The following is a 24,996-nucleotide window of genomic DNA, read 5'->3' on the forward strand; positions in this document are numbered from 1 at the left end:
GCTGGTCGATACGGATCGGCATCCCGGATTTATCCCTGTCTGCCAACGTATTTTGCAGCCATCTTTGCCAGACAGCGTGGAAATCCGCGTCGTGCTGGTGTAGCAGGAAGAACATGAACGAAAGCCGCCACGCCCGCCTGCATCGCGCCACCAGCGAAACCGACATCACCCTTGCCCTCACGCTCGACGGCCAAGGCCGCTCCGACGTGGACAGCGGCATCGGTTTCTTCGACCACATGCTGACGGCACTGGCCAAGCATGGTGGCTTTGACCTTGAGCTAAAAGCCAAGGGCGACCTGCATATTGACGGCCATCATACCGTCGAGGACGTCGGTATCGTCTTCGGGCAGGCCTTCCGTCAGGCCGTCGGTGACAAGCGCGGGATCGAGCGTTTCGGCCATGCCCTCGTGCCGCTGGACGAAGCCCTGTGCGAGGCCGTGGTCGATATTTCCGGCCGTCCCTACCTCGCCTGGAACGTCGTCTTCCCGCGCGAGAAGATCGGCACGATGGACACGGAACTGTTCGAAGAATTCTTCCGCGCCTTCGCCATGTCCGCCCATATTGCCCTGCACCTGACCTGCAAGGCGGGTACCAACGCCCACCACATCGCGGAAAGCGGTTTCAAGGCCGTCGCCCGTGCCCTGAAGGTTGCGGTTTCGCATGATCCCCGCTCGGCAGGCGCTATCCCGTCGACCAAAGGCGTGCTGTGAAGCTTTATATTCCCTGCACGAAACCGGACGCCGCCGGCCCGCAGATGCCTGTCATGGTGCAGGACGGATTTTCATGGCGCGTCCTGTTCTTCGGCTGGCTCGGACTGCTGACATACGGCGCATGGATTTCCGCCCTGCTGGCCGCAGCCGCCACCATGATCACGCTGCATGTTTTCATGGGTTTCTGGTCCCGGCTTGACCTGATCGTGGCCATCCATGCCGTCCTCGCCAGCTTCACGGCTGAGATCCGCCTGTGGGAACAGCGCCTGAACGGCCGCGTTACCGGTACGCCGATCGCGGCCCCCAGCCGGGACATCGCCCTCCTGCGCTGGCTGGACCAGCAGCACTACGCCGCCCCTTACGGCAGCACATCTCCGGAGTTTCCATGCGCGTCGTCGTAATTGACTACAATGGCGGAAATCTCGCCTCGGCCGCACAGGCAGCCCGCAAGGCCGCAATCCGCAAGGGGATCGAGGCCGATGTCGTCATCTCCCGCGATGCGACCGACATCCTGAATGCAGACCGCCTGATCCTCCCCGGACAGGGCGCCTTCGCCGACTGCGCGCAGGGCCTTGGCCCCGAGCTACGCAACATGCTCGAAACCGCGACCGCCAATGGCACGCCGTTCCTCGGCATCTGCGTCGGCATGCAGCTCATGTGCGAATACGGGCTCGAACATGGCCGCACCGAGGGCCTGGGCTGGATTTCCGGCAATATCCGTCGCATGGACGAGGCCGCAAATGTCGGTCTGCGCCTGCCACATATGGGCTGGAACACGCTGGACTTCACGCCCGGCGCCCATCTACTGACAGATGGCCTCACGCCCGGCAATCACGGCTATTTCGTTCATTCCTATGCCCTGCATGACGGCACGGACAGCGATCTGGTCGCAACCGCGCAATATGGCACGCAGGTTCCGGCCATCGTCGCGCGCGGAAACCGCTGCGGCACGCAGTTCCATGTCGAAAAGAGTCAGGATGTTGGTCTGACGATCCTCGGCAACTTCCTGCGGTGGACCTCATGACCATCACCTGTGAACGCGTCGTCTCCCCGCTTCCGCCTGAAGATCTGGACGCGCTGATCGAAGCCACCTCCGCCGGTATTCTGGACGGCGGCGGTTTCGGCTGGCTTCAGCCTCCCGGCCATCAGGCTCTGGCCCGCTATTTCGAAGGCCTGCTGCTGGTGCCGGAGCGTAGCTTCTACGTCGTACGTGAGAATGGCGTGATCTGTGGCGCAGGCCAGCTCGTCCGCCCACCGGCAAGTTATGAAGCCCATGCCGCCACCGCCAATCTGACAGGTTTCTTTGTTGCCCCCTATGCCCGCGGCCGCGGTCTGGGACGCGCGCTGCTGGAAGCCATGCTCAAGGGAGCGAAGGCCATTGGCTGCAAAGTTGTAAACTGCGACATCCGCGAAACGCATGTCGCAGCCATCGGGCTGTTCCGGTCGTTCGAATTCGAACACTGGGGAACCCATCCCTATTATGCACGGATCGGAGGGCAGACGGTGCGCGGACTTTTTCTCTCGAAACTTCTGGCAAACGAGAACGAGGCCGCCCGCTGGCAGTCCAGCATCGCCATGCCCGACACCAGCAGCGCGGCTTCAGACACAATGACCGATACACCCACCCCGGCTCACGACCTGACACTCTACCCGGCCATCGATCTCAAGGACGGCGCCTGCGTCCGTCTGCGTCGCGGCGAGATGGAAGATGCCACCCATTATTCCGATGATCCAGGCGCACAGGCCAAGCTGTTCGCGGAAGCGGGCTGCCGTCACCTGCACGTCGTAGACCTGAACGGAGCCTTCGCCGGTCGTTCCACCAATATTCCGGCCATTGAATCCATCGTGAAAGCCACGAACCTGCCCGTGCAGCTCGGTGGTGGCATCCGGGATATGGCCGCGATCGAGCGCTGGCTCGAAGCCGGCGTCTCACGCGTCATTCTCGGCTCAGTGGCCGTCAAGGACCCCGAACTGGTCCGTCAGGCCGCCCGAGCCTTCCCGGGCCGGATTGTTGCTGGCATCGATGCCCGACAGGGGCGCGTCGCCACGGAAGGCTGGGCAGAGGTTTCCGAACTAGAGGCCAATGACCTCGCCCTGCGCATGGAAGATGCCGGGGTCGCGGCCGTAATTTTCACCGAGATCACACGGGACGGCATGCTGGCCGGACTGGACCTTGAACAGACGGCGGACATGGCCCGCCGTCTCTCCATCCCTGTCATCGCCAGCGGCGGGGTGGGCAGTCTGGAGCACCTCAAGGCCCTGCGCGATGTCGCCCGCGATGTTCCGGGCATTTCCGGCGCGATTGTCGGACGTGCTCTCTATGACGGTCGCATCGCCCTCAAAGACGCTCTGGACGTCCTCGGCTCATGCTGAAACTCCGCGTCATCCCCTGTCTGGACGTCAAGGACGGCCGCGTCGTCAAAGGGGTGAACTTCGTCTCCCTGCGCGATGCGGGTGATCCGGTCGAACAGGCCAAACTCTACGACGCTGCCGGTGCCGATGAACTCACCTTTCTCGACATCACCGCCAGCGTCGAAAACCGCGACACCATTCTCGATGTCGTCCGCCGCACAGCCGAGGCCATCTGTCTGCCCCTGACTGTAGGCGGGGGTGTCCGCACCTGCGAAGACATGCGCCGCCTGCTTCTGGCGGGTGCAGACAAATGCGCCGTCAATTCCGCCGCCATCAAAAACCCCGACCTGATCCGCGAAGCGTCCGAACGTTTCGGCAGCCAGTGCATCGTTCTCGCGATCGACGCCCGTTCAAACGGCAAAGGCGGCTGGGAAGTCTATGCCAAGGGCGGCCGCGAGCCCACGGGTCTAGACGTCGTGGAATGGGCAAAGAGAATGCAGGATCTGGGAGCCGGCGAAATTCTGCTCACCAGCATGGACCGTGATGGCACCCGCGCAGGCTTCGATCTGGATCTGCTTCGTGCCGTCTGCGGCGCCGTGACTGTTCCGGTTGTCGCTTCGGGTGGCGTGGGTGAACTGCAGCATTTCGTGGAAGGCGCCGAAGTCGGCGCAAGTGGCCTTCTGGCGGCAAGTGTGTTCCACTTCGGCCAGTTCCGTATCGATGAAGTCAAGAACGCGCTGAACAAGGCCGGACTGCCGGTCAGGCTTGGAGAGTAAGACCATGGGAAAACCCGCTACCAAACCGGCCCCGAAGCCTTCGAAGCAGCAGGACGATAAAAAATCGGACCTTCAGCAGGAACTGGTTCTCCAGCGCCTGTATGACACGGTCCAGTCCCGTCGCGGCACTGACCCGTCCCTCAGCCACTCCGCACGCCTGATGGCCCGTGGCCGCAACAAGATCGCCCAGAAATTCGGCGAGGAAGCCGTCGAATGTCTGATCGAAGCCGTCAACGGCAACCGCAAGGAACTGATCGGTGAAAGCGCGGACGTGCTGTACCACCTGATCGTCATGTGGGTGGACGCAGGCGTCTCCCCCGAAGACGTCTGGACGGAACTCAAGCGCCGCGAAGGCACGAGTGGCATCGCCGAAAAGGCCGCACGCCCCAAAGAAAAACTCGGCTGAACAGGAAAAGACCATGGCCTACGATCCCGGCAACATCTTCGCCCGCATCCTGCGTAAGGAAATCCCGGCCCGCACAGTCTATGAAGACGACTTCGCGCTCGCCTTCCATGACATTGCTCCGCAGGCCCCGATCCACGTTCTGGTCATTCCAAAGGGGCCATACGTCTCCATCGCCGATTTCGGCGCAACAGCCTCTCCTGACGAAATCACAGGTTTCTGGCGCGCCGTCTCGAAAATTACCGAGGAGCAGGGCCTCACCCGCGAAGGCTTCCGTCTCATCAGCAATTCAGGCCCCAATTCCGGCCAGGAAGTTCCCCATTTTCACGTCCACCTGTTCGGCGGCGCTGCCCTCGGCCCCCTGCTGACACAAAAAACTTCTTAAATAAGACTTGCCAAGACCCGAGGGGCCGACTATCAAGCCCCTCGCCTCGTCCCATTCGTCTAGAGGCCTAGGACACCGCCCTCTCACGGCGGCAACAGGGGTTCGAATCCCCTATGGGACGCCATTGATTTTCCTCACTTTTTCGGAAAATCCCTCCAAAAAATCCGGTTATTTGCACCATTTTTGCACCATCCCGAGGAACGTCATATCCTCTGGGTCATGGCAGATGATGCGATTCCTGATGGCAGGCCGGGCATGAGCGCCCGCATTGACCCGGCAACGGGTAAACCTCTCCCCAAAGGCGTGACCTATCGCGGCCCGAAACAATATATGACCCGCAAAGTCGTGGACGGTCGCCGGGTTCAACAGACGTTCAGCACGGCAGCCCTCGCCCGTCGCTGGCTGACGGAGACGGCAGCAAAGGCAGAACTCGGCCAGTTTCAGGACACGCGCCCTCTCGACAGTACAACGATTTCCGACCTCGTGACCCGGTATGCCTCGGAGTGCATGGCCGACCGGGAAGCCGACCGCACCGGGCACATTCCGGCCATCCTGCGGGATTCTGACCTTCCCGGCGTCCGGCTCTCCAAGTTCTCCCCGGCTGATGTCCGTGGATTCCGTGACCGCATGATGAAAGCGGGGTATGCGCCGGGGACAGTCGTCAAGCGCCTGAACCTGCTTGCCGCCGTGATTCAGCACGCGATTTCCGAATGGGATATCAGCATCATCAATCATGCCTCGGGGCGCGTCGTGAAGCGTCCCGAAGGCGCGGACAGGAAGCGGAATCGACGCCTGACGGATGGTGCAAATGGTGCAGACGGTCCCGAACCGGGGGAGTATGACCGCCTCATTGAAGCCGTGACCAGCGAGACGCACCCGGATGACGTCTGGCTGGTGCGGTTCGCCATCGAACAGGGCACCCGACGCGGGGAAGCCATCCTCCTACGCTGGCAGGATGTCGATTTCGAACGGCGGACCGTTCACCTCGGCGGCGACGATGGCAGGACGAAAACACGGGACTATCAAGAAGAACGCGGGCTTGAAGTCCGTCCCCTGACGCCCGGTGCCCTGCGTCTCCTCCGGGAGAAGCTGCTGACATATCAAAAGCCCCCGAAAGCTGACGCCCCGGTGTTCGATGTCGGGAACGGAAATGCATTCGGAATCCGGGTTGTCCGCCGGGCGAAAAAGGCCGGGTTGCAGGACCTGACGTTCCATGACCTCCGGCATGAGGCCACAAGCCGTCTTGCCCGCCTCCTGCCCAATCCGCTCGACCTCAAGCGGGTGACAGGTCACAAAGACCTGAAAAGTCTGGACCGCTACTATCAGCCCGTACCCGAGACCATCAGTCGGCAGATTGAGGAAGCGGAGAAGCTGGCGGGCATCATTGCCGGTGATGACGATGACGCCTGAAAACTCGGAAAGCCGCCGCTTACCTGCTGTGATGGATTCAAAGCAGGCTGCGGAATATCTGGGCGTCAGTTATGGCAGATTTCGGAACCTGCTCTGGCTCGGCCTCGGTCCCCGGTCATTCAGCTACGGCAAGCGAGACAGGCGGTTTCGGGTTTCTGACCTTGATGACTTCATCAGTCAGAAGGTTGCTGCGAACAATCCAGAGTTGGCCTCGCCCCCTGTGAAGAGGCCACGGGGAAGGCCACGCAAAGGGCTTGCACTGGCCTTCGAAACCGTGGCGCTCCTGCTTGTCGCCTCGGCGGTGCTGGGATTTCTGCTCTGGTGGCTGGGGCACTAAGCCCCGGCTCTCTCCGTCAGGCCAGCCCGGCGGAGGTGGTTAAAAATCGTTGTGGGATGGCGACCGACCGCTTCCGCGATTTCCCGATAGTTGAAGCCTGCTTGGTGCCATTCTGCGATTTCGTTCCGTTCCGTCTGCGTCATGAGCCGTCGCGCCTTGCGCTTGTGGTCATTGACGATAAACGCAGTCACCGTGAAACCGCCCACGGTCGGCTCTGGCTCAACCTCAACCCGGACGCCTGCGGTCGTCTGACTAGCCAGAAAATTCCGGCGCAACTCTGTCCGGATGGCCGCCGTCGTCAGGCCAGAAGCTGCCCATTCCTCAAGTGCAGCCTCCATCCGGGGATGGCTGAACTCTGTAAACGTCATGCCAGCCGCGCCGGGGTGGCAGTGAATAACCTGTGCCGTGTAGCCGTTATCAAGCATTTTTCTGTTCTCCGCTCGTTGAATACAGATATAAGATAGGTCTGTACGGAAAAACTGACAAGTTATCGAAAAGTATAGACCTAACTATAACATTACAAACCAGAATTTTTTCCAGTTTTTGTTTATGAAGAACGTCATTAATGGTCATGTCCATTTATGAATGAGGTCATGAATTCATGAACACGAAAAAGGGAGCGCTCATAAATGAACGCCCCCTTCCTGACGAAAGATTAATCTTCGTAAGGTTGTCAGGTCACTCCGGGATGACAGAAAGCCCGCTCTTCTGCGCCTGCTTGGCCTTCGGACCTGCCTTGAGCCGGGTGACTTCCATCGCGTCGGCCTGCCGCTGTTGCTCACGCTGCCAGTCCTGAGCCGCTGCCCTGATGGCGGAGAAATCCCCGGTTTTCAGGGCTTCCAGCGTGCCCGCGTCCCGGCTGGAAAGGGCAAGGTCAATCAGGTTCGCGTCCCTGAGCGCACACTCTGCCTGCCTGTATTCCGGCGAACGGGCCTGACGCTCTGATTCAGTCGTCAATTCCCTGCGCTCTGCCTCGGCATCTTTGCGAGCCTGCCTCATGGCATCCTGACGGCTTTCTTTCAGGCGGTCGGCCTCTGCTTTCAGCGTCTGCGCCCGCTTCTCTGCGTCATCTGCGGCTTTCCGGGTGCCCGGTGACAGGAAAGAGGCGGCGTTCCGTGCGGCCTTGGCCTCTTTCGCTGCCTTGGATGCCGTCCGCTCTGCTGCCTTGATGGCTGCATCAATAGCAGCCTGCCGGGGCTCAAGAAGCGCAGTCAGGGCCGGAACGTCCAGACGTGCGGCTTCCCGGTCGTATCGTTCCCGGATTTCCGCAAGCGTCTGCCTGATTACCTGCTCGCCAGACTGTTCATCCGGTGCCGGGCGCAGGCCATCAGGGCGGCTATCCCGAACAGCATCAGCGCCATTTCCGGCAGTCCGCTGCTGTCGAACGTCTGCCACGTCTGCGCCAGCATTGCCGCCGTCTGGGCCGGGTGCAGGGTCAGGGATAGCATGACTGACAGCGCCATCATGGCCGGGAACACGAGCCTCATGACCGTTCTGATTTTTCGCATTGTTTGCCTCCTTCTTTGCTGCCCTGCGGGCTTTCCATTCCGCAACGGCGTGGTCTCTAGCGTCGGGAGCGCCGACATCAGGATGATAATGCGGGAAGGTCTGAGAAAGCCTCTTTTCTAACTGCTCATTCGTCAGTTTTTTCAGCCTGTCGGCCACTTTTGCGAGTTCCGGGCGCGTGCGCATGTCCGCCGCGTCAAGGTCGCCCGCTGGGTCGGCTGGGTCCGTGATGAACACCTGTCGGCATTCCACGTGCGGCAGGTCGGCAAGTTCACGGCCTGTCGCTTCCTCCCACGCCTCCACGGCCTCGCCCACCTGCCTGTTCCACACTGCCTCCGCCTCCTGCGTGGCGTGGTCGAAGTCCTCGCCTCCGGACGGGTCGTTCTCGAACGCTGCGGGATTCACCTGTTCCCCGACGAATGACGGGAACTGCGCCATGATTTCCGCTTCCGACATGCCCGCGAACGCATCCCGGTTTGCCTGCAACCACTCCACGGACACCGCATCGCCCGTTTTCAGGACTACAGCCGGAACGCGGACGGTCGGCGGTGGTGGTTCCTGTTCCAGTTTCAGCAGGTCTTCCGTTGTGATTTCCTCTGCCTGCTCCCGAGCCTCCAACGCCGCCAGCTTCTCGGCTTCCCATGCCTCGCCATAGTCGATGGGGTCAGGACCAACGGGCACGAAATCAGGGTCCGCGTCCGGCTCATAACCATCATCTGTATCCGCTGGCCTCGGGTCTTCCGGTTCGTCCAGGGCGACAACCCTAGACGGACTGGCTTCCGGCACTATCTCATTCGCCGGGGCATCAACCGGACGGATTGCGTTCGTGCTGTCGAATGCCTGCTGGCGGGCTTCCAGTGCCTCATCAAGCCGCTTCTGGGCCTCACGCGACAGTTTCCAGTCATGAGAAACCGGCGGTTCCAGCAGGCTCAGGGCAATAGCCATTTCATCCCGGTAAGCCGGGGTGCCGGTCAACTGTACGTTAGACCAGCCATGCAGGGCAGCGGCCCGTGCCAGTTGTGCGGCGGTCTCCGGTGACGGGTCGCGAGGGCTGACAATCCTGTCTCCGAAATCCTCGAAAACGTCGCCCGTGTTCAGTTCAATCGTGGCCACGCCTCGGTTGCGGTCGATGCGGATTTTCGAGATAGCGGCGACCTGCTCCGGGGTCAGTGACGATTCAGAAATCTTGTAATGACCGGCGAGAAGACGGGCACGGAATCGGCTCTCCCTGTCCCATCCATCCGCCTCCGGCATGTCGTCCGGGTCGTCCTGCTCTGGCTGCGGTGCAGGCGGGGCGTCACTGTCAGCGATTTCGGGCGCTGGTGCTCGGCGAATGGCGTTCGCCTCGTCGTCAGGACGCTCAAACCTCCATCCCCTGTCGTCTCGTCTGCGGCCTTGGACGTAATCAATGTAGTCAGAGAGCCCGAAAATGTCCCCGGCCTTCTTGCCTTCTTCGACCTGCCGGGCTTTCCAGCGGTCATAAGACCTGCGGGCCGACGCTTTCAGGTTGTCCGGCAAGGCCGCATAGCCGTCCGCGCCTGCCATCCATCCCGTCTTGATTTTCTTCGCCATCGTGTGCGCTCCTCTTTCTGGGAGCCGTTGGCGGGCCGCTTCAATGCGAACGATTTCAGCAGAAAGCCCAGCAACGGCTCTCTGTGAGTGTCGCGCCTGCCGACGCAAGTGACGGTGATTATCGAGAGAAATGATTGCTGGAGCCGGGTCATCGGGATGGCGCTTGGTGTGCTCGATATCTGCCCGCCTGACGGACGGCTCCGGGGGCAGCGCATCCGGGCCGTCCAGCTCCTCATTTGAGCGGATACGCAAGCGGATATTGTACCCGTTTTCCTCAAGCCAGCGGTTGCCCCGGTCTTCGAACTGGGCACGCATAACCTTGCCCCGGCCAGCCGTGAAAAGGGCGTTCCAGTCCCGCGCCTTTTTCCGGTCAAACGTACCGTCCGGATTCATCCGGCGCATAGTCAGCAAAGCGTGGACATGCCTGTTCTCGCCGCCATCTCGTGAAATGGCGTTGTGACAGTCGAAGTGAACCGCCATTCCGGCATCAATCAGCGGCTTGAAAACATGGGCAATATAGTCGCGGTGATACTCGACCGGCAGACCGCGCGGAATGCCAAAGAGAACCTGACGGGAAACCTGTCCATTTGCCTGCCGTTCCATGGCCTCGGCTTCACGCCAGAATTGCGCCGGGTCGGTCAGGTTTTCGGTGGGCGTGACGTGCTCAGGAAACAGAGAAAAGTGGTCGTAATGCTCGGCCCGTTTGCGCGTGAAATCAAACGTCTGGTCAGTCAGCCGGTCGGGTATCCGCCCGCATAGATTATATGCCGCACATTTCAACACCGCACCGACCGACGCAATACCGAAATTCAGCGCAACCCGCCTGTCGTCAATCTCCTGCGCTGGTGATGCAAAAACGGCTTCCATGGGTCATCACCATCAACCCTGCACAACGTGTCCGCGCCGGACTTGATAACGCAGAATGGCAATGCCGCCGTAAACGCCCATCGGGAGAGCCAGAGCACCAATGAGCGCCGCGCCGGATGCCACGCCAGCGCAAAGTCCCATCATAACGAACGCCGCCGGGAGCCATGAGAGCACTTTCAGCACTTTGACGCGCATGGGCTCGCGGAACTCGGCGACGATAGCAGGGTTGCGAAGGCGATATTGGGACATTGCAGACCTCTTACGAGTAACGCTCACGCAGTGAGTGTATATACGAGCATATCCATGCCGTCAGGGCATGGAATAGATGACCTTCTTATAGCACATGCGGCCCCATACTGTGAAAGATTTCTTCCGAAAATCGTGATTTCTTTCAGATGGTTAGCCTACCATTGACCCTGAAAATGCAACATTTCAGGGGGTCAAAATGCCGGACGCAAATTCACTCGAAAACGAACTCAAAAGGGCGCAGGAACGCATCAAGCGGGAGAGGCTGGCGGTCCAGAAAATCAAGCGTGCGATGGCCCGCCGGGAGACTGCGGAAAAACGGAAAATCGAGGCTCAAGCTCTGTGTGCTCTCGGGCGTGGGGTTGTCGCATTTTGTGAGGAAAACGGGAAGCCAGATGCGCGGACCGCTCTGGTGGATTTCCTGCTTTCGTATGTGACCCGCCCATCTGACCAAGATGCCATCATTTCCAGCCTTGGCGGCAAGCGGATTTCTGCGGTCTTCCGTGCGCCTGAGCCTGCCTTCCCACCTGTCGAAGTTGTCGGCTGAGAAGGAAGGAAAAACGACATGCGATATCTCGGATTTCTCACCGGTGCGGACGACATTTCTGCGTCACTTGGAGCACTAAAAAGACAGGTGACAGGCCCCGTTTTCCGGCTGCGGACGCTCTGGCGTGGCGACGGCAAGAAAGTGCCTGTTTCCAGCACCATCACGGACCCAGCGGAACGGTTCCGGGCTGTCGCGGATTTCTATGGCGTCCATGATGCTGAAATAGGGCGCCGGGTGCGTGTGACGGCGGCGTGTTTCTGGCTGGCTTTTCTGCCCTCTTTGCCGCTCGTGGCCGGGAGCATCACTTTCGCGATTACGGAGCATATTTATAGTGCCGCTCTGCTGTGTGCGTCTGGTGCGCTCGCATGCACGTCGCAGGCTCTGAAATGCGGGCTTGCAAACTACCAGTTTCGCACGCGGTCCTTGCGGACATTCCGGGACTACTGGCGCACTGATTTGCTGCCCAGATTCAGGAGTGACCGGCCATGAAGAAGGTCTTTCTCTTTGCCCTCCTTCTGCTGGCATTCCCGGCGCTGGCACATGCGACTACCACGGTTACACCCGATGAAGCCACGTGCAGCGCGTCGGGTTCTGTAATTACGCAAACCCTTGCCGTGCCCTGCTCGTCGGACTGGTGGCGGCAGTCTCTAGAACTCTTGTTCCCCGGCATCGGTCCGCTGTCGTCGTCTGGTACGTCACAAGCCGCTCAGGGGCTGTTTGCTGCCTCTGGCTCCTTCCTTGCCGTGCTCGCTGCCGTGGCTGTCGGCGTGCTCTCATGGCACGCGATTTCGGGAACCGTCGCGACTGCCCATGAGGGCGTTGTCCTTGGGCAGAAATGGCATACCGTCTGGGCACCCCTGCGCCTGTGCTTCGGGTTCGGCATGCTCGCCCCCACCGCAAAAGGCGTGTGTCTGGCGCAAATTCTGGTCATCTATGTCGCCCTGTACGGCGGCAGTCTGGGAAATCTGGTGTGGTCGTCGTATGCAACGGGACTTGTCACGCCGACCCTGAACGCCCCGCCATTGCCCGCAACCGGCGCACTGGTGCGTGATTTCACCGAAGCTGAACTCTGCCGTCAGTCACTGTTGGCGAATGACAGTCTAACCGGGCCATTGTTCAACCTGCCTGCGTCAATGCCGACCGCTACGGTCGGCGGCACAACTGGTGAGAATATCTCCGTATCTCTCGGCAACCTGTACAACTCAATCAGCGCAAGGTTTACAGGCGGAAACCTCACGTCATCGGCACAGACGAACAGGCACATCGTAACGTGGAATTACGGTGTCTGCGGGCAGATTTCCGGAACATTCGCCATCGGCTCTGGCGGTGATGCAAAGGCAACGCAGTTCGATAAAGCCCGGCTTGCGGCGATTGAAGAAGCCCGCGATGCCATCAGCACGGGCGTGGCGGATTTCCTTGATTACCGGACGAACGTTGCGGCCCATCAGGGCGACATCAAGAACGGGATTCCGCAGGTTTCCGGTGCCGCGTTCACGAAATCAATCAGCGATGCAAAATCCGAATTGGACACTGAATTCACGGCGGCGGCGCAGGTTCTCGTAGACGTTCAGGGTGGGTCTGATAGTGCCGTGGCCTCGTTCCTGAACGACACCAATAAATATGGATGGATGACCGCCGGGATGTTCTATATGTCCACGGCCCGGCTTCAGTCTGCTGCGTCGTCGCTTGCATCCGATATCCCGCAAGTCAGCCTTCCGCCCATGGCAGATACTGACAGAAGCGGTCACATTGACCTGAAAACGTGGGGATATGCGGGCGATTACGTCCGGGCTGGTGAAGCCGTACTCCAGCCCCTCACGGTCACATGGAATGCTTCGGACGACACGGCGGACCTAAGGAATGCGGCGCTGGCTGGCAGCACTCAGGGCAGCACGGCAAGCCTGCACGGCGTCCAAAAATGGCTGTTTTCCAAGGTTTTCAGCCTCGGTGATAAATATCTTGTGGGCATCAACCCGGCCAACGGCTCACCGATTCAGCAACTCGCAGATTTCGGCAACGATTTGCTGAACCTGATTTCCCTAGTCGTCCTCGGCGGCGCGGCTGCGGGCACGATGATTGGCGGGCCTGCTGGTGCTGCGGCTCTGGCTGGTGCCGTGGCATCGGGGCCGTTGTCATGGCTCGGGATTATCGTCGGAATGCTTTTGCTCGTCGGCGTCGAGCACGCATATCTGATTCCCATGCTGCCATTTATTGAGTTCACGTTCGCGGCCATCGGGATTCTGATTACGGTTGCGGAGGCGTTTGTTGTCCTGCCCGTGTGGGCTTTCCAGCACATCCGGATGGATGGCGGCGAGTTCGTGAATCAGGAACAGAGGTCTGGTTATCTGCTGCTGTTGTCCCTGTTTCTGCGGATTCCTCTGACGATTTTTGGCCTCGTCCTGTCGCTGTCCGTGATGGATGCGGGCGTCTGGCTGGTCAGCCGGACGTTTTCGGTTGCCGCTCTATCAGGGACTGCGGACAGTGGAGCGGGGCCAATCGGGGCCGTGGTCATGCTGGTTATCGAGGCGTGGATGACATGGAAAATCACGACTGCGAGCCTGCGCCTGATGACGACGACGCCCGAACTTGCGGCCAAAATGCTGGGGTGGGCCATGGATTCACTGCGGACAGACGGCCCGAGCCACTTCATCGGTGGCGTTGTCTCGAAAACTACGGGCGGCGTCGGGCAGTCTGCCGCCAAGGCGGGCCAGAAGGGCGCGAAAGAGACGAAGACCCCTGACGCTGGGGGAAGCATGGCGGGACAGGCTGGCGGTGATATCGCGCCGACCACCGAAAGGCCCGCGTCCTGACCTGTGCCACGCGGGGCGGTTCGCCGTCCTGCCGGGTGCCCTTGCGAGACCGGCGCCCTGGTCGATTTAGACCAAGGCGACAGGGTGAGCCGATACCGTGATGATACCGTGATGATGACGGTATCGGCTCACCCACAAAATGACGATTTCTCATACGGATGACCGGCCTGCGAGAGTACAATTTCCCTAGAAAACTAAGGAAAAAAGGGCCGTCATGACTCACAAATGCGAAATGAAGCCCGGACGCGGACGGCCTCTTTCATCACGGGTTCGGAAGCCGAAAAATCTATTCGATGCTGCGACCGGAAGTTATGTCCTCGCGCCGTATGCGCCCCTGAGCGCACGGCGCATTCTGGTTGGCCCTGATGCTCTGGCTCGGATTGAGTCTGTCGCGCCCGGTGATTTCTATGCGGAACAGCCGGGGGACGTGTGGTTTGAGTTCCCGGCGGAACGGCTCGCGCTCCTGCTCATCCAGTGCCGCGCTTCCAGTGGCGAACACTGGATTGCGCCGCGCCTGTTTCACGACACGGGTGCAGGCGACATCAGCCTTGTTGCTGACCAGATTGCCATCAAGCCGGGCGGCGGACTGTCGGCTGCAAACACCGAAGCCACATGGCGGGCGGGAGCATTAGACAGGCCGGGCATGGTGGCGAGGACGCGCCAACTCCTGCGAGCCATGGCAGACCCGTCACAATTCATGATTGTTCAGCGGCCCGGCGGCTGGGGGGAAATCGTATGCTTGATTCACTGAAAACCGGCCCACTTCCGTTGCTGCATCCGTGCGCCATGCCCGGCATGATTGAAGCCGTGCAGAAGGCCGCCCGGATGGTCAGTTCATCCCGGACATTCGACCGTGAAGCCGTGGGCAGGCTGCGAGCAACGGGGCGGCGGCAGCATGAATGGCGGATTCCTCCCGGTTCCGGGGTGCTGTATCTGGAAATCTGGGCTGATGACGTGACGTGTCGGGAGCATGCCATCGGGGTTCTGTATCATCGGGATTCAGGTGATTGCGCTGTCAGTGTCGGCAAGGGCTGGCCCGGTGATGACCCGGAAATCCTGCCCTGCCTGCTCACCCTGTCCCCCGGCGGTCAAGTGGACATGAAGACGCCCAAGGCCGTCAGGGCAGCGGTCGAGCGGACGGCCTGCGACCTGATGGCGGATGTGTTGCGGGCGCTGGATGCGGTGGCACGGGAAGAGACCGGGGAAGACCTGCCGCCGGAAGATGAATTCCCTGCGGAACTGGACGAACTGGCTGATTTACTGTCCTAGCGTTATCCCCGCATTCCAGCCCGCAAGGGCCGGAGCGAAGCGGAGCATATCCCCAGCGGCGGAAGGCGGCTTCAGGGTCCAGCAAGGGAGCCGCTGGGGATATGTGTGTATGCGTGGAGAACGCGGTCAGGATTGACTGCCGAATCCTGCTTCCAAAATTCTTTCTACTGTCTGCAAGGGGAGTGGCAGGCCATCACTGGCACTTCTGGCGGGCTCAAACACTTTGTACATTCGAATATAGCGTCCGAGAGAGGTCGATGAGTGACTGTTCACGGAGCGTCCCTTAAACCGGGAAAAGCGGCCTAGCTTCTCAACCAAGATTCTAACTACGCCGATATGGTTGTAGTCACTGTTTCCGTCAAAGCCTGTGAACAGTTTTCCGGACTCAATATAGGGGAAGCGCTCTGCCAGCCTCTTCCGGTCCTGCGGCGAAAACTTCTCAATGCTCGACTCAAGAAAGTCGCACATATCAAGGATATTGACCACTTCGGTTACAACCTCGCGCGGGCATGTCTCCTGAGGAAACGGCCCAGAGTAAGCAAAAGGAATGGCCCAGTAGTCGCCGCCAGCCATTGCTTCGATAATATATGCCGGGTCGATTTCAGGCTTTTTCACAACAGACTTCATGACTTCTGCAAGCATGAAGGTGATGAGCTTTTCTCCGTCTGTGAAGCGGGGCGCATCAGAAGCGTGGGCTTTCAACCCGGTTTCGACTAGCGCTCTGATGGCTTCTGCTCTGGATGGCTCACTAGGCTGAGAGAACCGCCAAGCATCCACTTTTGCAAGGAATGCTTCATCAAGACGGAGTTCAAAACGTTCTGATTTTGGGGGCATTTGAAACCTACGGTGTTATTACGTACGCGTACGGTACTCGTACGTAATAATCAGAGTCAAACTTTTTCTGCCTAAAAAACTGTCTGCTCTTTTCTGGCTGTCTGGCTGTGCTGGTAATAAAACAGGGCAATATCGTTAAGGGCGCGCTCCTGACTATCAAGATAGCGCCGGGTTTCTGCCTGCTCTGGCGTTAGCTCTGGGTCCGCTCTCACGGCCATCAGTTCGTCCAGACCGATAGGGCGGATGGCATGCTTCAGGGCCGCAAGGAACTCGGCGTCACCTTGCCTGATGACGGCAAACAGGTCGTCTTGAGCCTCAATCAGATTTACGAGCGCCCGCGTGTGGGCCTCGTCTGCGTCGTACAGGTGGGCAACGTGACCAAGGGTCCGCGCGTGAAGCATGTGAGAGTGAGGCCACGCCCGGCTTGGGGTCCTGACGCTGCGGTGGAACGGCTCACTGCAATAAAACCGCTTTGCGTTGTCGAAACGTCCGGCGGGGTGAGTGATACGCTCTTTCCTGCGGACATACTCCGCTGCGGCTTTAACGGCCTTCTCGAAATCCTCGACGGGAACTGCTGCCCTGATGCGCTGAACGCGCTTGATGCGTGCCGTGATATTGACTGCCATTGGCAGGCCTCCTGCTCTTGTTTACGATTTGTTCTGTGTGACTGCCTTCATTTTCCTGCCGCGCTGCGCTTTGACGGCAAGAAGGGGGTCGAAGTCCGGATTTGCGGCATAGAAGCGCCGCAGGTGCTCTTCCAGAGTGCGGACCGACACTTTGAACCGTGCCGCGACGTAGGCACGGGATTCACGCTGGCGCATCTTGGCGGCTTCCCGAAGGTCATCATTGTTCAGTTTCGGTTTCGGTCCGAACCTGACGCCGCGTGCCTGCGCCGCCCGGATGCCTGCGCGGGTCTTGGCAAGAAGAAGGCGCTTGTCCCGCTGGTCTAGCACGGCCTGAAACCCGGCCCGGAACTCATGGTCGATGGTCGCGAAGCCAAGCTCGTCAGCAACCCCCTCCGCCGCTGGGGGTATGTTGATTCCCGCCGCATCCCGGAACCCGGCACCGGAAATCCGGATGCGGGCAAGGATTGTGAGCGTGTGCAGCGCGTCGCGACCCAGCCGGTCCTGCCTGTATGACACTATCCAGTCCCCCGGCCTGATGGTGTCCAGCAGCCGGTCGAGGGCGGGCCGGGACAACAGGTCTCCATTTTCGCCATGGTCAATGAACCGGCGCTCTGGCGGAATGCCCTGCTTGTCGAGCCAGTCTAGCTGCGGGTCCGTTTTCTGGCTTGCGTCAGAAACCCGGACGTAGGCGTATTCAGTTCCCACGCCGTCACTCCCCGAAAAGGTCGAAATAGCCGAGACGCTGGGCATCCCTGACCTGCGCCACCAGTTCGCCGGAGAGAATATCAAATTCCCCGCGCCGCCTGTCTGTGTCCCGGCTTTCTTCCGCTGTCAGCAGGCCATTGCCGGTCTCAATCAGGGCCTCGGCACGCGCCTTCATTTCACCGAAAGCGGGGTCCTCGTCTTCTCCGGTGTCGTTCCCCATCTCGATTTCGTCGTTGCACTCGTCAATGATGACTGCCAGAAGGCGAAGCCGCCGTTTCGTATAGTGCTGTTCGATAGTTGCCGTCGCCATGTGTGCCCCCTCTGGCAATTATGGAAATAAGTCCGGAAAGAGCATTAGAGAACTCCCCCCTGACTTATTTCATATAATACACCAACGAACGCCATATTTCAGAAAATAGTGAAATAAAGTACCCTTTTCCCCCGATATTTATTTTTGGTATTCATGCATTTTATTGTTGAAAACTGAAGGGTCAGTTGTTCTAGAAGTTATCCACAATTTGCCCACATCAGGCTGCACGATTGCGGCGGATGGATGGAAGTCCAAGCTCCGCACGGGACGGCCTGACCTTGCGGCTCTGGGTCTGCTGGCCCTGTGATTGCTCTGGGCTGGTGTGTTCGGTCGAAAGGTGGGCAGGTCCATCATGAGGGGCTTTTGCCTGCTCAAGGGCTTTCTCGGCCTCCTGAGCGGCAATCCGGGACGCATATTCCGCCTTCTGGTCCTCGATTGCCTGCCTCCATGCTGCGTCTTCGTCATCAGGCGCGGCCTGCGGGGCTGGCTCCGGTGCAGGCTTCGGGGGCCTTGGCGTCAGGGTCAGACGTGCGGACCGGGTGGCCTTGGCGGGTGCTGGCGGATTCAGCGTGTCGGCAAGAAGACGAGCGGCCTGTGCCTGCCAATCTCCCACCATTTCCGGCGGTATTCCGCCATTTTCGCCGTCCTGTGGGGTGCCCAGACCACGGATGCGGCGGACAGATGACAGGAACCTGTGGGTGTTCCTTGCGCTCTCAATGACGTCCTTCATGAGGTGCCGGACGGCTGTGCGTGTCAGCGGGCGGTTCCTGACGGCTCTGGTGACGCCCGGCAGGTATCCAGCGGCGGTGTTCAGGGCCTCCGCGACCCGGAGGGTGTTGGTCTCCATCAGGTGACTGACGGCAGAGGGATGGATGGCAGGAAGGTTTACGGAGATATCATAAGACGGTGTAGACGTAGACGTGCCGAGGCCGGACAGCCATTCAGCCAGTGCCTGCCGGGTATCAGCGCTCTGGCGGCGCAGGACCACCGCAAGCCCCTCATCGGCAAGATACCGGGCGCGGCGGATGTCCTCTGACAAGTCACATGACGCCAGAGCGTCGGGATTCAGGTCCACGGCGTCTGGGTGCGCGATGACAACATTTGTTCGCACTTCAAAACCATCTGAACGGTGATTTACCAGTGCGCGGGCGTGAGGCTGATAGTCGCCAGTCCGTGGCCCCCTGCTGCCCTTAGCGACCAGTTCGACGCCCTGACCGACGAATTTTGACCTCTGGCCGCTACGGTTCAGGTCAGCGCGAAACCGGCGGAAATCTCCGCGTGGATTGTAGAAATCACTCCCGACCGTCTGTCTGTGATATTCAGCCAGCGCATCGGGGTCGAGTTCATCCGGCTCGCCGTCTTCCGCCTTCGTTTTTCCTGCTGCGTACCACGCCGCCCATTCCGCGTCTTCGTCGGCATACTGGTCGAGTTCAGGGACATAGATAGTGAAGCCACGGTCGATGAAGTGGCGTTCCAGCCGCTCCCGGACGAACTGCCAGTCTTCAACCGAAAGCCCCGCCCGGTTGATGTCCACGCCAACATGATAGTGTCTCTTCACAATCCAGCCGCCATCGGCGAACACGTCATGAGTGCCGATATACAACGGAAGGACAATGCCATGCAGGATTCTGATTCTGTGCTCTGCGTCGTACAGGGCACGAGCCAGAGCGCTGTAGACGCGCCCGCCATCCTCCCGCAAATCGCCGACATCGTGCACGCCTGATGGGTGCGTCCGGTGTTCCACTGCTGTCAGCCTGAGCATAATGTGCTGGTGATTTCGGCGCTCTGTCCGGCGCTCGGTCATGTACGTTTTGAACTCTTTGCGCCAGAACTGCGCGTCAGTGTTCCTGACGGTCTGGAACAGTCGGGAACGTCTGAGCAATGCCGCCGCCGGGATGCGTGATGGGTGCATCGTAACGGATGCGATATCATGCAGACTTGCCGGATTTCCGAAAAGGTCGAGGTCTGTGGCCCGAAGAATCTTTGCGGCAAGCCCCACGTCCTGCTGCAATACCTCGTCCCGGCCTGCCACGGCATCGGCGTCGGGCAGGGGCAGACGGAGCCGTTCCCGGTCCTCCACGTCTTCCCAAAACTGCCGCCTGTCGCCAACCATAAAAAACACCCACCGCCTGCGCGATGAGTGTTGAAAACCGAGGAAGACCGGGGCTATCTTAACTCATCGCGTGTCGTTGCGAACCAAGCCCGTTCCCCGGTCATCGTCCTTGCAGGGACTATCGGGGGCGGGCTTTTCTATATTGAACAGTTTCAGGATGGCGGATTTCAACGTTCCTGAACTGTTCCGCTGCTTTTTCCATGATTTCCGGGGTGTCAGGTCAGCCAGGGCGACTAGCCCTAGCCTGACCGTCGCTCTTCATCGTGGTAGAAAGTGGAAGCCAGATAATCGACTGCTTCAAAAACGAGATGTTCCCGTAATTCAAGCGCCGCTTCCGGTCGCCCGTAAAAATGGGCTGAACTGACCGGCACCCATTCGGCCTCATCAATCTGACCGGCCCCGGCAATAGGCATTTCAATATTCCGGCTGTCGAACACTCCGGACCACGAGCCTTTCAGCAGTGCGAACCCGCTGCCGGTCGCCAGCATCTTTCCGGCTACCGTAATTCCACTGACGTTCACTGAAAACGAAAACTCTTCTTCGTGTCCCTCACCGATGGGGAACGGGTCCGATAGATTGAGAGGCGCGCCGTCATGGCGGACGATGCCCCAGATTCTGGGCTTGCCTGTCCCGCTTGTCAGCCGGTCATAGATATCGTGCTGCTCGTTAGTGAGTGTACTCATGAGACCCCCATTGCAGTTTTCTGCATTGAGAGTGCGGGAAGCCTTATCGTTTCGGAGCGCCCCGGCATAACCGGCTCCGAACAGCCCATCCCCCACGCCGGGCAGCGCAGGCTAGGCCAAGTTTCCCCAGCCGGGTCTCCTTCTCACTGATTAAGCGCAGTAGAACCGCTATCCATCCCGCACGAGTACCCTACTCGGCCTGTCGATACAATTTCCGTCTCACACTATTGCCGAAAAGTCAATAGAATGCCGGTGCATACCGTTCTATACCGGCCCCACATAACATAGCCCTGAGGTCAGGTCTCCTCCCTCAGGACAAAGGTTCACACCCCCATCAGCCTCCCCTGCCCGACCTGTTACCGCCCTGCCCGGCAAAGATGGTTCATGCACCATTTTTGCACCACGACGAAAGAGATTTAGGGTGACAAGGGGTGATTTCAGGTGACATAAGAATGGATGTTTTACAATGACTTACAGCTATAAGGCGCAGTATTCCTTGACCTATTTTTGCCCTCTCACGGCGGCAACAGGGGTTCGAATCCCCTATGGGACGCCAAGAAAATCCGCCAAAAACTGATTTATCCCCAAGAGACGTAATGGTCCAACTGGACCACTACAGAGAAAAGTCATCTGCTATTCCTCGCAGATACGACGGGTCAAACTTGCGATATACACGCCTCAATGTGTCTGGATCCGTCGCGAGCCAATCCGCCGCCTGATCAATCGGAACCTTGTCCATAGCAAACCATGAGGCCACGCTATGCTTCAAATGGTGAGGCGTCGGGCGCCACGTCAGCCCCGCCCGCTCGCAGGCCTTATTGAAAGACCAGCGCAACCCCGTAGGAATCGGCTTCCCATGCCAGTGGACCACATAATCCCCGTTGCTCAGACGGAAGGCTTCTTCCATTTCCTTGCGGAGCGCCTTGGTCATGGGGACGACGGCACGCCGCTTGCCAGTCAGCGGCCTTCCCGGCTCCTGAAAATCAATCAGCCCCGTCTGCCAGTGGACACGATCCCATGTCAGGGCAAGAATCGATCCTTTCCGCGCGCCTGTGTAAATGGCGATGGCCATAAACGTCCGGACATGCGGCGTCTCGCAGGCATCCAGCAGCTTTTTGGCTTCCGCCTTTGTCAGGAACCGATCGCGGGGCGCGCTATCTCGTGGCGGCTCGATCTCTGGAGGCCTGACAAGGAACTCGTCCTTCCATGCGCGACGCAGACTGGCTCGTAACACATTGAACTCACGCCGGAGCGTGCCGGGGGAGACGAGATCTGCCGTCACCTTGCCGCCTTTCTTCTTGAAACGTGTCGCGGCGTAGCGATCCCATTCGCGCTGGTTGACTTGGTCAATGCGAAGATATCCCAGTCCTTCATGCAAGGGGATGACCGCCTCTTCAAGCCTCTTGAGAGCTGAGACCTTGCCTCGCCTGCTATCCACATAGCGCTTGAGGCAATCGGCAAAGGTCATTTTGAGAGGGGCTTTTTCAAGCTCCCCCTCGAAATCAGCTAACGCCTGGCGAGCGCTCTTTTCATCCTCAGTCCCTGTCGAAAGTCGCTTCCGCTTTCCTTCTTCCCACCAGACGATGCACCATTTCCCGCGTCGTAATTCGAGGTGCGGCTTGTCGTTCCGTGGGCGGGGCAATGATAACTCCTGATGTAATCCTGAAAGGCTTCTTCAGTGACGCGGGTATTCTTCGGGATGCGATAAGCCGCCAGACGTCCGGCTCTGATTGCTCGACGGACTGTCTCGGGATGCTGGCCGGTCCGGTCTGCCACTTCCTGAATGGTGAGGTAACGTTCCAGTGCCTCACTCATCGCGCCCTCCCATCACAGGCGCTGGCGGCAGGGGCATCCAGTGGGTAGGCTCTACCATGTCATAATCATCGCACCAGATACCGTTCTTGCAGTTTGCAATATATGGCCCTTCTTCAGGCATTGATGCGTCTATAACCAGCGTTGGTGGAACATTCTTCGGCGCGCTCTCAATCGGTCGCCACGCTGCGGCGTCTGCGGCTTTGAGGGCGGATTTGGCTAAGGCGCAAGCACCAGGCGCGTCCCCATGGCGCAGCATGGCATCTGCGATTGCCCGCGCCGCGGCCTCGATCCTGGGGTCTGTTGGGTTGGTCATAGCTTCCTCACGTCTTTCAGGCCTTCAGGTACTTCGTCATTCACAACGGAATGCCCGACCATAGAAGAAACCCACGCGGGCCACCGTCGGTCATCTTGGAATGCCTCGTCTGTGTATCCATACGGGGCCATTTCCATGCGCGTGCCCGGCACACATCGAACAGCCGCATAATATCCCTCTCCGTCATTGCACATAACGCTTGCGCATCTCGGGTGCCCGGGTGCAGCTAAGGCTGCGTCGATAGCGTCTTTCAGCCGCTTCAGTCCCTCAGGCGTTCCGATGATGTAGGCATCATCATGCGGCATAGGCTGCGCGATGATGTGCAGAACATTTGCCGTATCAGGCCATGCGTCACTCATCCCCGTTCCTCCGCGTCCATGGCTCGTTTTCGCGCCTCTGCCTTATTATCCAATGTCTTTTGCCAGTTTGCTTTTACGGCATCAGCCCATTCCCAGTTTGCCTCTACGCGCGCAGATGCTTCCTCAAGGGTTTCTTGCATCCGCTTTCTGGTCTCCTCACCCGTCCGCCCGCTCATGCCAGGTCTCCTGATCGGATGCAGGGGGCCGGAACTCGGATTACCGGACGATAATAACGGATGCCGATGCGCCCCTCGGGCACGTCTGGACCCTCGTAATATTCCGCGATCACCCATCCGACGGGCGGAATCGTGATGCGCCCCCACGGCTCCACATTGATTTGGCGGCGCCATCTTTTACCTGGCGTTGTCCCCGTTGGGAGTGAGCAACTGTATTCAGGCAGACTTTCGAAATAAGCCAGTGTTCCGAACAGGGGAGGCCGCTGCCGATGCTTTTCCTTGGCGATTTCAACGGCCTGTTTCAGGTCTGGGCTCATGCTGATTTCTCCGCAAGAGTGCGCAGTTCAACGACCCAGCCATCCCCGAAAGCATCTTGGCCACTCCGATATGCAAGTGCTACGGCATCCTCGATCTTCGCTGCGCCGATATCAGGCCATGATTTACGGGCGCATAGCCTGCCGGCCATGAAGCGACTATCATTATCGTTGGCTACCGGTTTCCCGCTCATGCCGGGTCTCCTGCAAACGGCGCCCAGACGACTTCATATCCATGCATTTCAAAAAACTCGGCATCCGACTGATTCGACGTGTGACGCCATGCAGCCCATGGCCCGGGACGATATTTCCACATCACACCCCTCCCTCGCGTGTGAGGGAGGAAATCTTCAACCTCACTTCTTCCGGTACACACTCAATCAGAAACTCAGTCGAAACCCCCGGGGCAAGAAAACCGCCAGCATTATTCCCACACGCGATTAATGCATCTCTCAATCGGTCGCGCTCCCCCTCCAGCTTCCCCACCCGATCCTCCAGCGCGGCGACGTTGGCGGGGTGGGTGTAGAGGGGGAGCGTGTTGTGCGATGCTTTTCTGCGGTACAGAACAAGCTCGCAATGAGGGAATGCCTCGCTCGGCAGTTGGCCAGGAATTGCCCAAGCAACCGGTTCCTGCCGCTCCGCATCCTTCCGGCGCTGTTCCGCCGCGCCTCGGGCTTCGGCTTCTGCGATATGCTGCGTCGCCGCGTCTCGGTCATCGACGTATGAGAATGTGCCCTCTTCTCCGAATTGAGAAGCAAGCGCCTCTATCTGCTCATCCCGCGTCCGAACCGGCTTGTTCTGTTCGTCGATCATTCCCCATCTCCCCGGCACGCATCAAAAACACTGTCGTCAGACCGCCTGTCCGGCGCGGGGCCGAGAAGGTGGGTCAGTAGCTTGGTGAAGAAGCGGGTCATTTCGCGGCGCTCCGGATGTCTGCACCGCAGTCTAACGCCGCATTAACTTTTCCCTCCCAATATTGGGCATCAGAAAGTTTCGGGTTCCGACATTTGGACCATTGGTCACGCAGATCGTCACAAACCTTCGCGCAACGCTCTCTCTCCGCCGCCACAGCCTCGGCAATGGCGCGTTCGAGTATGGGGCCAACGCCACACATTATCTCAAGCAAAGGACGGCTGAGTTCGTCACCGCAAGAGCCATACTCTGCGAGGTAGCAGTCCGTATGTGGCCCCATGACATATTCGCCGCCCTTATAGCCGTCGAACTCTTTGCCGAGAGCTGACTTCGCTTCGGCAAGCATGTCAGCAATCGTGACGTTTGAACGCGCTTCAAATGCTAAGCTGGAATAATCTGGAGGGTTCGAAAAACCTTCTGGATTTGAGGGTTCCTCTGTGATTCCATCTCTCCTGCGTTGATTGGGGATGATGGCAGATGAAGCAGCCTGGTTTCTTTGATGTTGAAGAGCGGCTGGCCCGGTTAAGCGGGCTTGGCGATCAGCTTGAGGCATTTTCCCGGACTGTGGATTTTGAGGTGTTCCGCCCTGATCTGGAGAAGGCTCTGGCCTATTCAGATGGGAGCAAAGGTGGACGACCGCCGTTTG

General features: G+C 59.4%; 30 protein-coding genes, 1 tRNA gene and 1 pseudogene. 16 read left to right on the top strand and 16 right to left on the bottom strand.

All coding sequences use genetic code 11. The annotated features are described in order from the left end of the window. Positions 1-113 precede the first annotated feature (113 nt). The 10 genes from hisB (at position 114) to KP701_RS04405 (ending at position 6,373) form a co-directional block, all read left to right on the top strand. Positions 114-710: an imidazoleglycerol-phosphate dehydratase HisB gene (gene hisB, locus KP701_RS04360; protein WP_215745908.1), complete on the top strand. Its 597-nt coding sequence runs from the start codon at positions 114-116 to the stop codon at positions 708-710. Continuing rightward, positions 707-1,111, top strand: a complete 405-nt coding sequence (locus tag KP701_RS04365) for a hypothetical protein (protein WP_215745909.1) — start codon at positions 707-709, stop codon at positions 1,109-1,111. Before hisB ends, KP701_RS04365 begins: the two co-directional genes overlap by 4 nt. Continuing rightward, positions 1,096-1,734: an imidazole glycerol phosphate synthase subunit HisH gene (gene hisH, locus KP701_RS04370; protein ID WP_215745911.1), complete on the top strand. Its 639-nt coding sequence runs from the start codon at positions 1,096-1,098 to the stop codon at positions 1,732-1,734. The genes KP701_RS04365 and hisH overlap by 16 nt, the downstream gene beginning before the upstream one ends. Then, positions 1,731-3,083 carry a 1-(5-phosphoribosyl)-5-[(5-phosphoribosylamino)methylideneamino]imidazole-4-carboxamide isomerase gene (gene hisA, locus KP701_RS04375; protein ID WP_215745912.1) on the top strand — a complete coding sequence of 451 codons (1,353 nt, stop codon included), beginning with the start codon at positions 1,731-1,733 and terminating at the stop codon, positions 3,081-3,083. Before hisH ends, hisA begins: the two co-directional genes overlap by 4 nt. Continuing rightward, entirely contained in the window at positions 3,077-3,838 is a 762-nt protein-coding gene (gene hisF / locus KP701_RS04380; RefSeq protein WP_215745914.1) for an imidazole glycerol phosphate synthase subunit HisF, read from the top strand. The genes hisA and hisF overlap by 7 nt, the downstream gene beginning before the upstream one ends. Before the next feature lie 4 nt (positions 3,839-3,842). Beyond that, positions 3,843-4,244 (top strand): phosphoribosyl-ATP diphosphatase, encoded by a 402-nt coding sequence (locus KP701_RS04385; RefSeq protein WP_011252065.1) that lies wholly within the window; start codon positions 3,843-3,845, stop codon positions 4,242-4,244. Positions 4,245-4,257: 13 nt separating this feature from the next. After that, positions 4,258-4,626 carry a histidine triad nucleotide-binding protein gene (locus KP701_RS04390; protein WP_215745915.1) on the top strand — a complete coding sequence of 123 codons (369 nt, stop codon included), beginning with the start codon at positions 4,258-4,260 and terminating at the stop codon, positions 4,624-4,626. Between the two features lie 48 nt (positions 4,627-4,674). Continuing rightward, positions 4,675-4,750 (top strand) — tRNA-Glu (locus KP701_RS04395). Between the two features lie 131 nt (positions 4,751-4,881). Then, positions 4,882-6,036 (top strand): site-specific integrase, encoded by a 1,155-nt coding sequence (locus tag KP701_RS04400; protein ID WP_215745917.1) that lies wholly within the window; start codon positions 4,882-4,884, stop codon positions 6,034-6,036. Beyond that, positions 6,020-6,373, top strand: coding sequence for an AlpA family transcriptional regulator (locus tag KP701_RS04405; protein ID WP_252345376.1), 354 nt, complete (start codon positions 6,020-6,022; stop codon positions 6,371-6,373). Before KP701_RS04400 ends, KP701_RS04405 begins: the two co-directional genes overlap by 17 nt. Here KP701_RS04405 and KP701_RS04410 read toward each other — a convergent pair. The 3 genes from KP701_RS04410 to KP701_RS04420 form a co-directional block, all read right to left on the bottom strand. Next, positions 6,370-6,798 carry a helix-turn-helix domain-containing protein gene (locus tag KP701_RS04410; RefSeq protein WP_215745918.1) on the bottom strand — a complete coding sequence of 143 codons (429 nt, stop codon included), beginning with the start codon at positions 6,796-6,798 and terminating at the stop codon, positions 6,370-6,372. The two genes, KP701_RS04405 and KP701_RS04410, sit on opposite strands and share 4 nt — an antisense overlap. A gap of 253 nt (positions 6,799-7,051) precedes the next feature. Beyond that, positions 7,052-10,318: a MobA/MobL family protein gene (locus KP701_RS04415; protein WP_215745920.1), complete on the bottom strand. Its 3,267-nt coding sequence runs from the start codon at positions 10,316-10,318 to the stop codon at positions 7,052-7,054. A gap of 12 nt (positions 10,319-10,330) precedes the next feature. Continuing rightward, positions 10,331-10,567 carry a hypothetical protein gene (locus KP701_RS04420; protein ID WP_215745922.1) on the bottom strand — a complete coding sequence of 79 codons (237 nt, stop codon included), beginning with the start codon at positions 10,565-10,567 and terminating at the stop codon, positions 10,331-10,333. Positions 10,568-10,763: 196 nt separating this feature from the next. Between KP701_RS04420 and KP701_RS04425 the strand changes: the two genes are divergently transcribed. From KP701_RS04425 to KP701_RS04445, 5 genes are all read left to right on the top strand, one after another. Next, positions 10,764-11,111 (top strand): hypothetical protein, encoded by a 348-nt coding sequence (locus KP701_RS04425; protein WP_215745923.1) that lies wholly within the window; start codon positions 10,764-10,766, stop codon positions 11,109-11,111. Between the two features lie 87 nt (positions 11,112-11,198). Next, the gene (locus KP701_RS04430) at positions 11,199-11,600 is read left to right on the top strand and encodes a hypothetical protein (RefSeq protein WP_215745924.1); all 402 of its coding nucleotides are present in this window, start codon (positions 11,199-11,201) and stop codon (positions 11,598-11,600) included. Beyond that, positions 11,597-13,921, top strand: a complete 2,325-nt coding sequence (locus tag KP701_RS04435; RefSeq protein WP_215745925.1) for a DotA/TraY family protein — start codon at positions 11,597-11,599, stop codon at positions 13,919-13,921. Before KP701_RS04430 ends, KP701_RS04435 begins: the two co-directional genes overlap by 4 nt. Before the next feature lie 214 nt (positions 13,922-14,135). Continuing rightward, positions 14,136-14,672: a hypothetical protein gene (locus KP701_RS04440; RefSeq protein WP_215745927.1), complete on the top strand. Its 537-nt coding sequence runs from the start codon at positions 14,136-14,138 to the stop codon at positions 14,670-14,672. Continuing rightward, on the top strand, positions 14,657-15,190 hold the full coding sequence (locus KP701_RS04445) for a hypothetical protein (RefSeq protein WP_215745928.1): 534 nt from the start codon (positions 14,657-14,659) through the stop codon (positions 15,188-15,190). The genes KP701_RS04440 and KP701_RS04445 overlap by 16 nt, the downstream gene beginning before the upstream one ends. A gap of 126 nt (positions 15,191-15,316) precedes the next feature. Here the strand turns inward: KP701_RS04445 and KP701_RS04450 are convergent, their stop codons facing one another. The 13 genes from KP701_RS04450 to KP701_RS04510 form a co-directional block, all read right to left on the bottom strand. Beyond that, positions 15,317-16,024, bottom strand: a complete 708-nt coding sequence (locus tag KP701_RS04450; RefSeq protein ID WP_215745930.1) for a YfbU family protein — start codon at positions 16,022-16,024, stop codon at positions 15,317-15,319. Between the two features lie 71 nt (positions 16,025-16,095). After that, positions 16,096-16,650: a hypothetical protein gene (locus KP701_RS04455; protein ID WP_215745932.1), complete on the bottom strand. Its 555-nt coding sequence runs from the start codon at positions 16,648-16,650 to the stop codon at positions 16,096-16,098. Between the two features lie 21 nt (positions 16,651-16,671). Continuing rightward, complete coding sequence (locus KP701_RS04460) at positions 16,672-17,355, bottom strand: recombinase family protein (protein ID WP_215745933.1); 684 nt, start codon at positions 17,353-17,355, stop codon at positions 16,672-16,674. Positions 17,356-17,359: 4 nt separating this feature from the next. Further along, positions 17,360-17,665 carry a hypothetical protein gene (locus KP701_RS04465; protein WP_215745935.1) on the bottom strand — a complete coding sequence of 102 codons (306 nt, stop codon included), beginning with the start codon at positions 17,663-17,665 and terminating at the stop codon, positions 17,360-17,362. A gap of 217 nt (positions 17,666-17,882) precedes the next feature. After that, positions 17,883-19,745: a hypothetical protein gene (locus KP701_RS04470; RefSeq protein ID WP_215745937.1), complete on the bottom strand. Its 1,863-nt coding sequence runs from the start codon at positions 19,743-19,745 to the stop codon at positions 17,883-17,885. Between the two features lie 272 nt (positions 19,746-20,017). Continuing rightward, the gene (locus KP701_RS04475; protein ID WP_215745938.1) at positions 20,018-20,461 is read right to left on the bottom strand and encodes a hypothetical protein; all 444 of its coding nucleotides are present in this window, start codon (positions 20,459-20,461) and stop codon (positions 20,018-20,020) included. A 613-nt stretch (positions 20,462-21,074) separates the two neighbouring features. Then, complete coding sequence (locus KP701_RS04480) at positions 21,075-21,929, bottom strand: site-specific integrase (protein ID WP_215745940.1); 855 nt, start codon at positions 21,927-21,929, stop codon at positions 21,075-21,077. Between the two features lie 38 nt (positions 21,930-21,967). Beyond that, entirely contained in the window at positions 21,968-22,276 is a 309-nt protein-coding gene (locus KP701_RS04485) for a helix-turn-helix domain-containing protein (protein ID WP_215745941.1), read from the bottom strand. A gap of 668 nt (positions 22,277-22,944) precedes the next feature. Next, the gene (locus KP701_RS04490) at positions 22,945-23,124 is read right to left on the bottom strand and encodes a hypothetical protein (protein ID WP_215745943.1); all 180 of its coding nucleotides are present in this window, start codon (positions 23,122-23,124) and stop codon (positions 22,945-22,947) included. Further along, a complete protein-coding gene (locus KP701_RS04495) occupies positions 23,121-23,441 on the bottom strand; it encodes a hypothetical protein (RefSeq protein ID WP_215745945.1) in 321 nt (106 codons plus the stop codon). The genes KP701_RS04490 and KP701_RS04495 overlap by 4 nt, the downstream gene beginning before the upstream one ends. Next, complete coding sequence (locus KP701_RS04500; RefSeq protein WP_215745947.1) at positions 23,438-23,632, bottom strand: hypothetical protein; 195 nt, start codon at positions 23,630-23,632, stop codon at positions 23,438-23,440. The genes KP701_RS04495 and KP701_RS04500 overlap by 4 nt, the downstream gene beginning before the upstream one ends. 121 nt (positions 23,633-23,753) lie before the next feature. After that, entirely contained in the window at positions 23,754-24,251 is a 498-nt protein-coding gene (locus tag KP701_RS04505; protein ID WP_215745948.1) for a hypothetical protein, read from the bottom strand. 97 nt (positions 24,252-24,348) lie between these two features. Continuing rightward, complete coding sequence (locus KP701_RS04510) at positions 24,349-24,696, bottom strand: hypothetical protein (RefSeq protein ID WP_215745950.1); 348 nt, start codon at positions 24,694-24,696, stop codon at positions 24,349-24,351. A gap of 131 nt (positions 24,697-24,827) precedes the next feature. On the opposite strand from KP701_RS04510, the pseudogene KP701_RS04515 reads away from it, so the two are divergent. Then, positions 24,828-24,996: pseudogene (locus KP701_RS04515) on the top strand (IS5/IS1182 family transposase); the annotation flags it as partial.

Origin of the sequence: Gluconobacter sp. P1C6_b (assembly GCF_018811945.1) — a bacterium.
Classification (GTDB): Bacteria; Pseudomonadota; Alphaproteobacteria; order Acetobacterales; family Acetobacteraceae; genus Gluconobacter.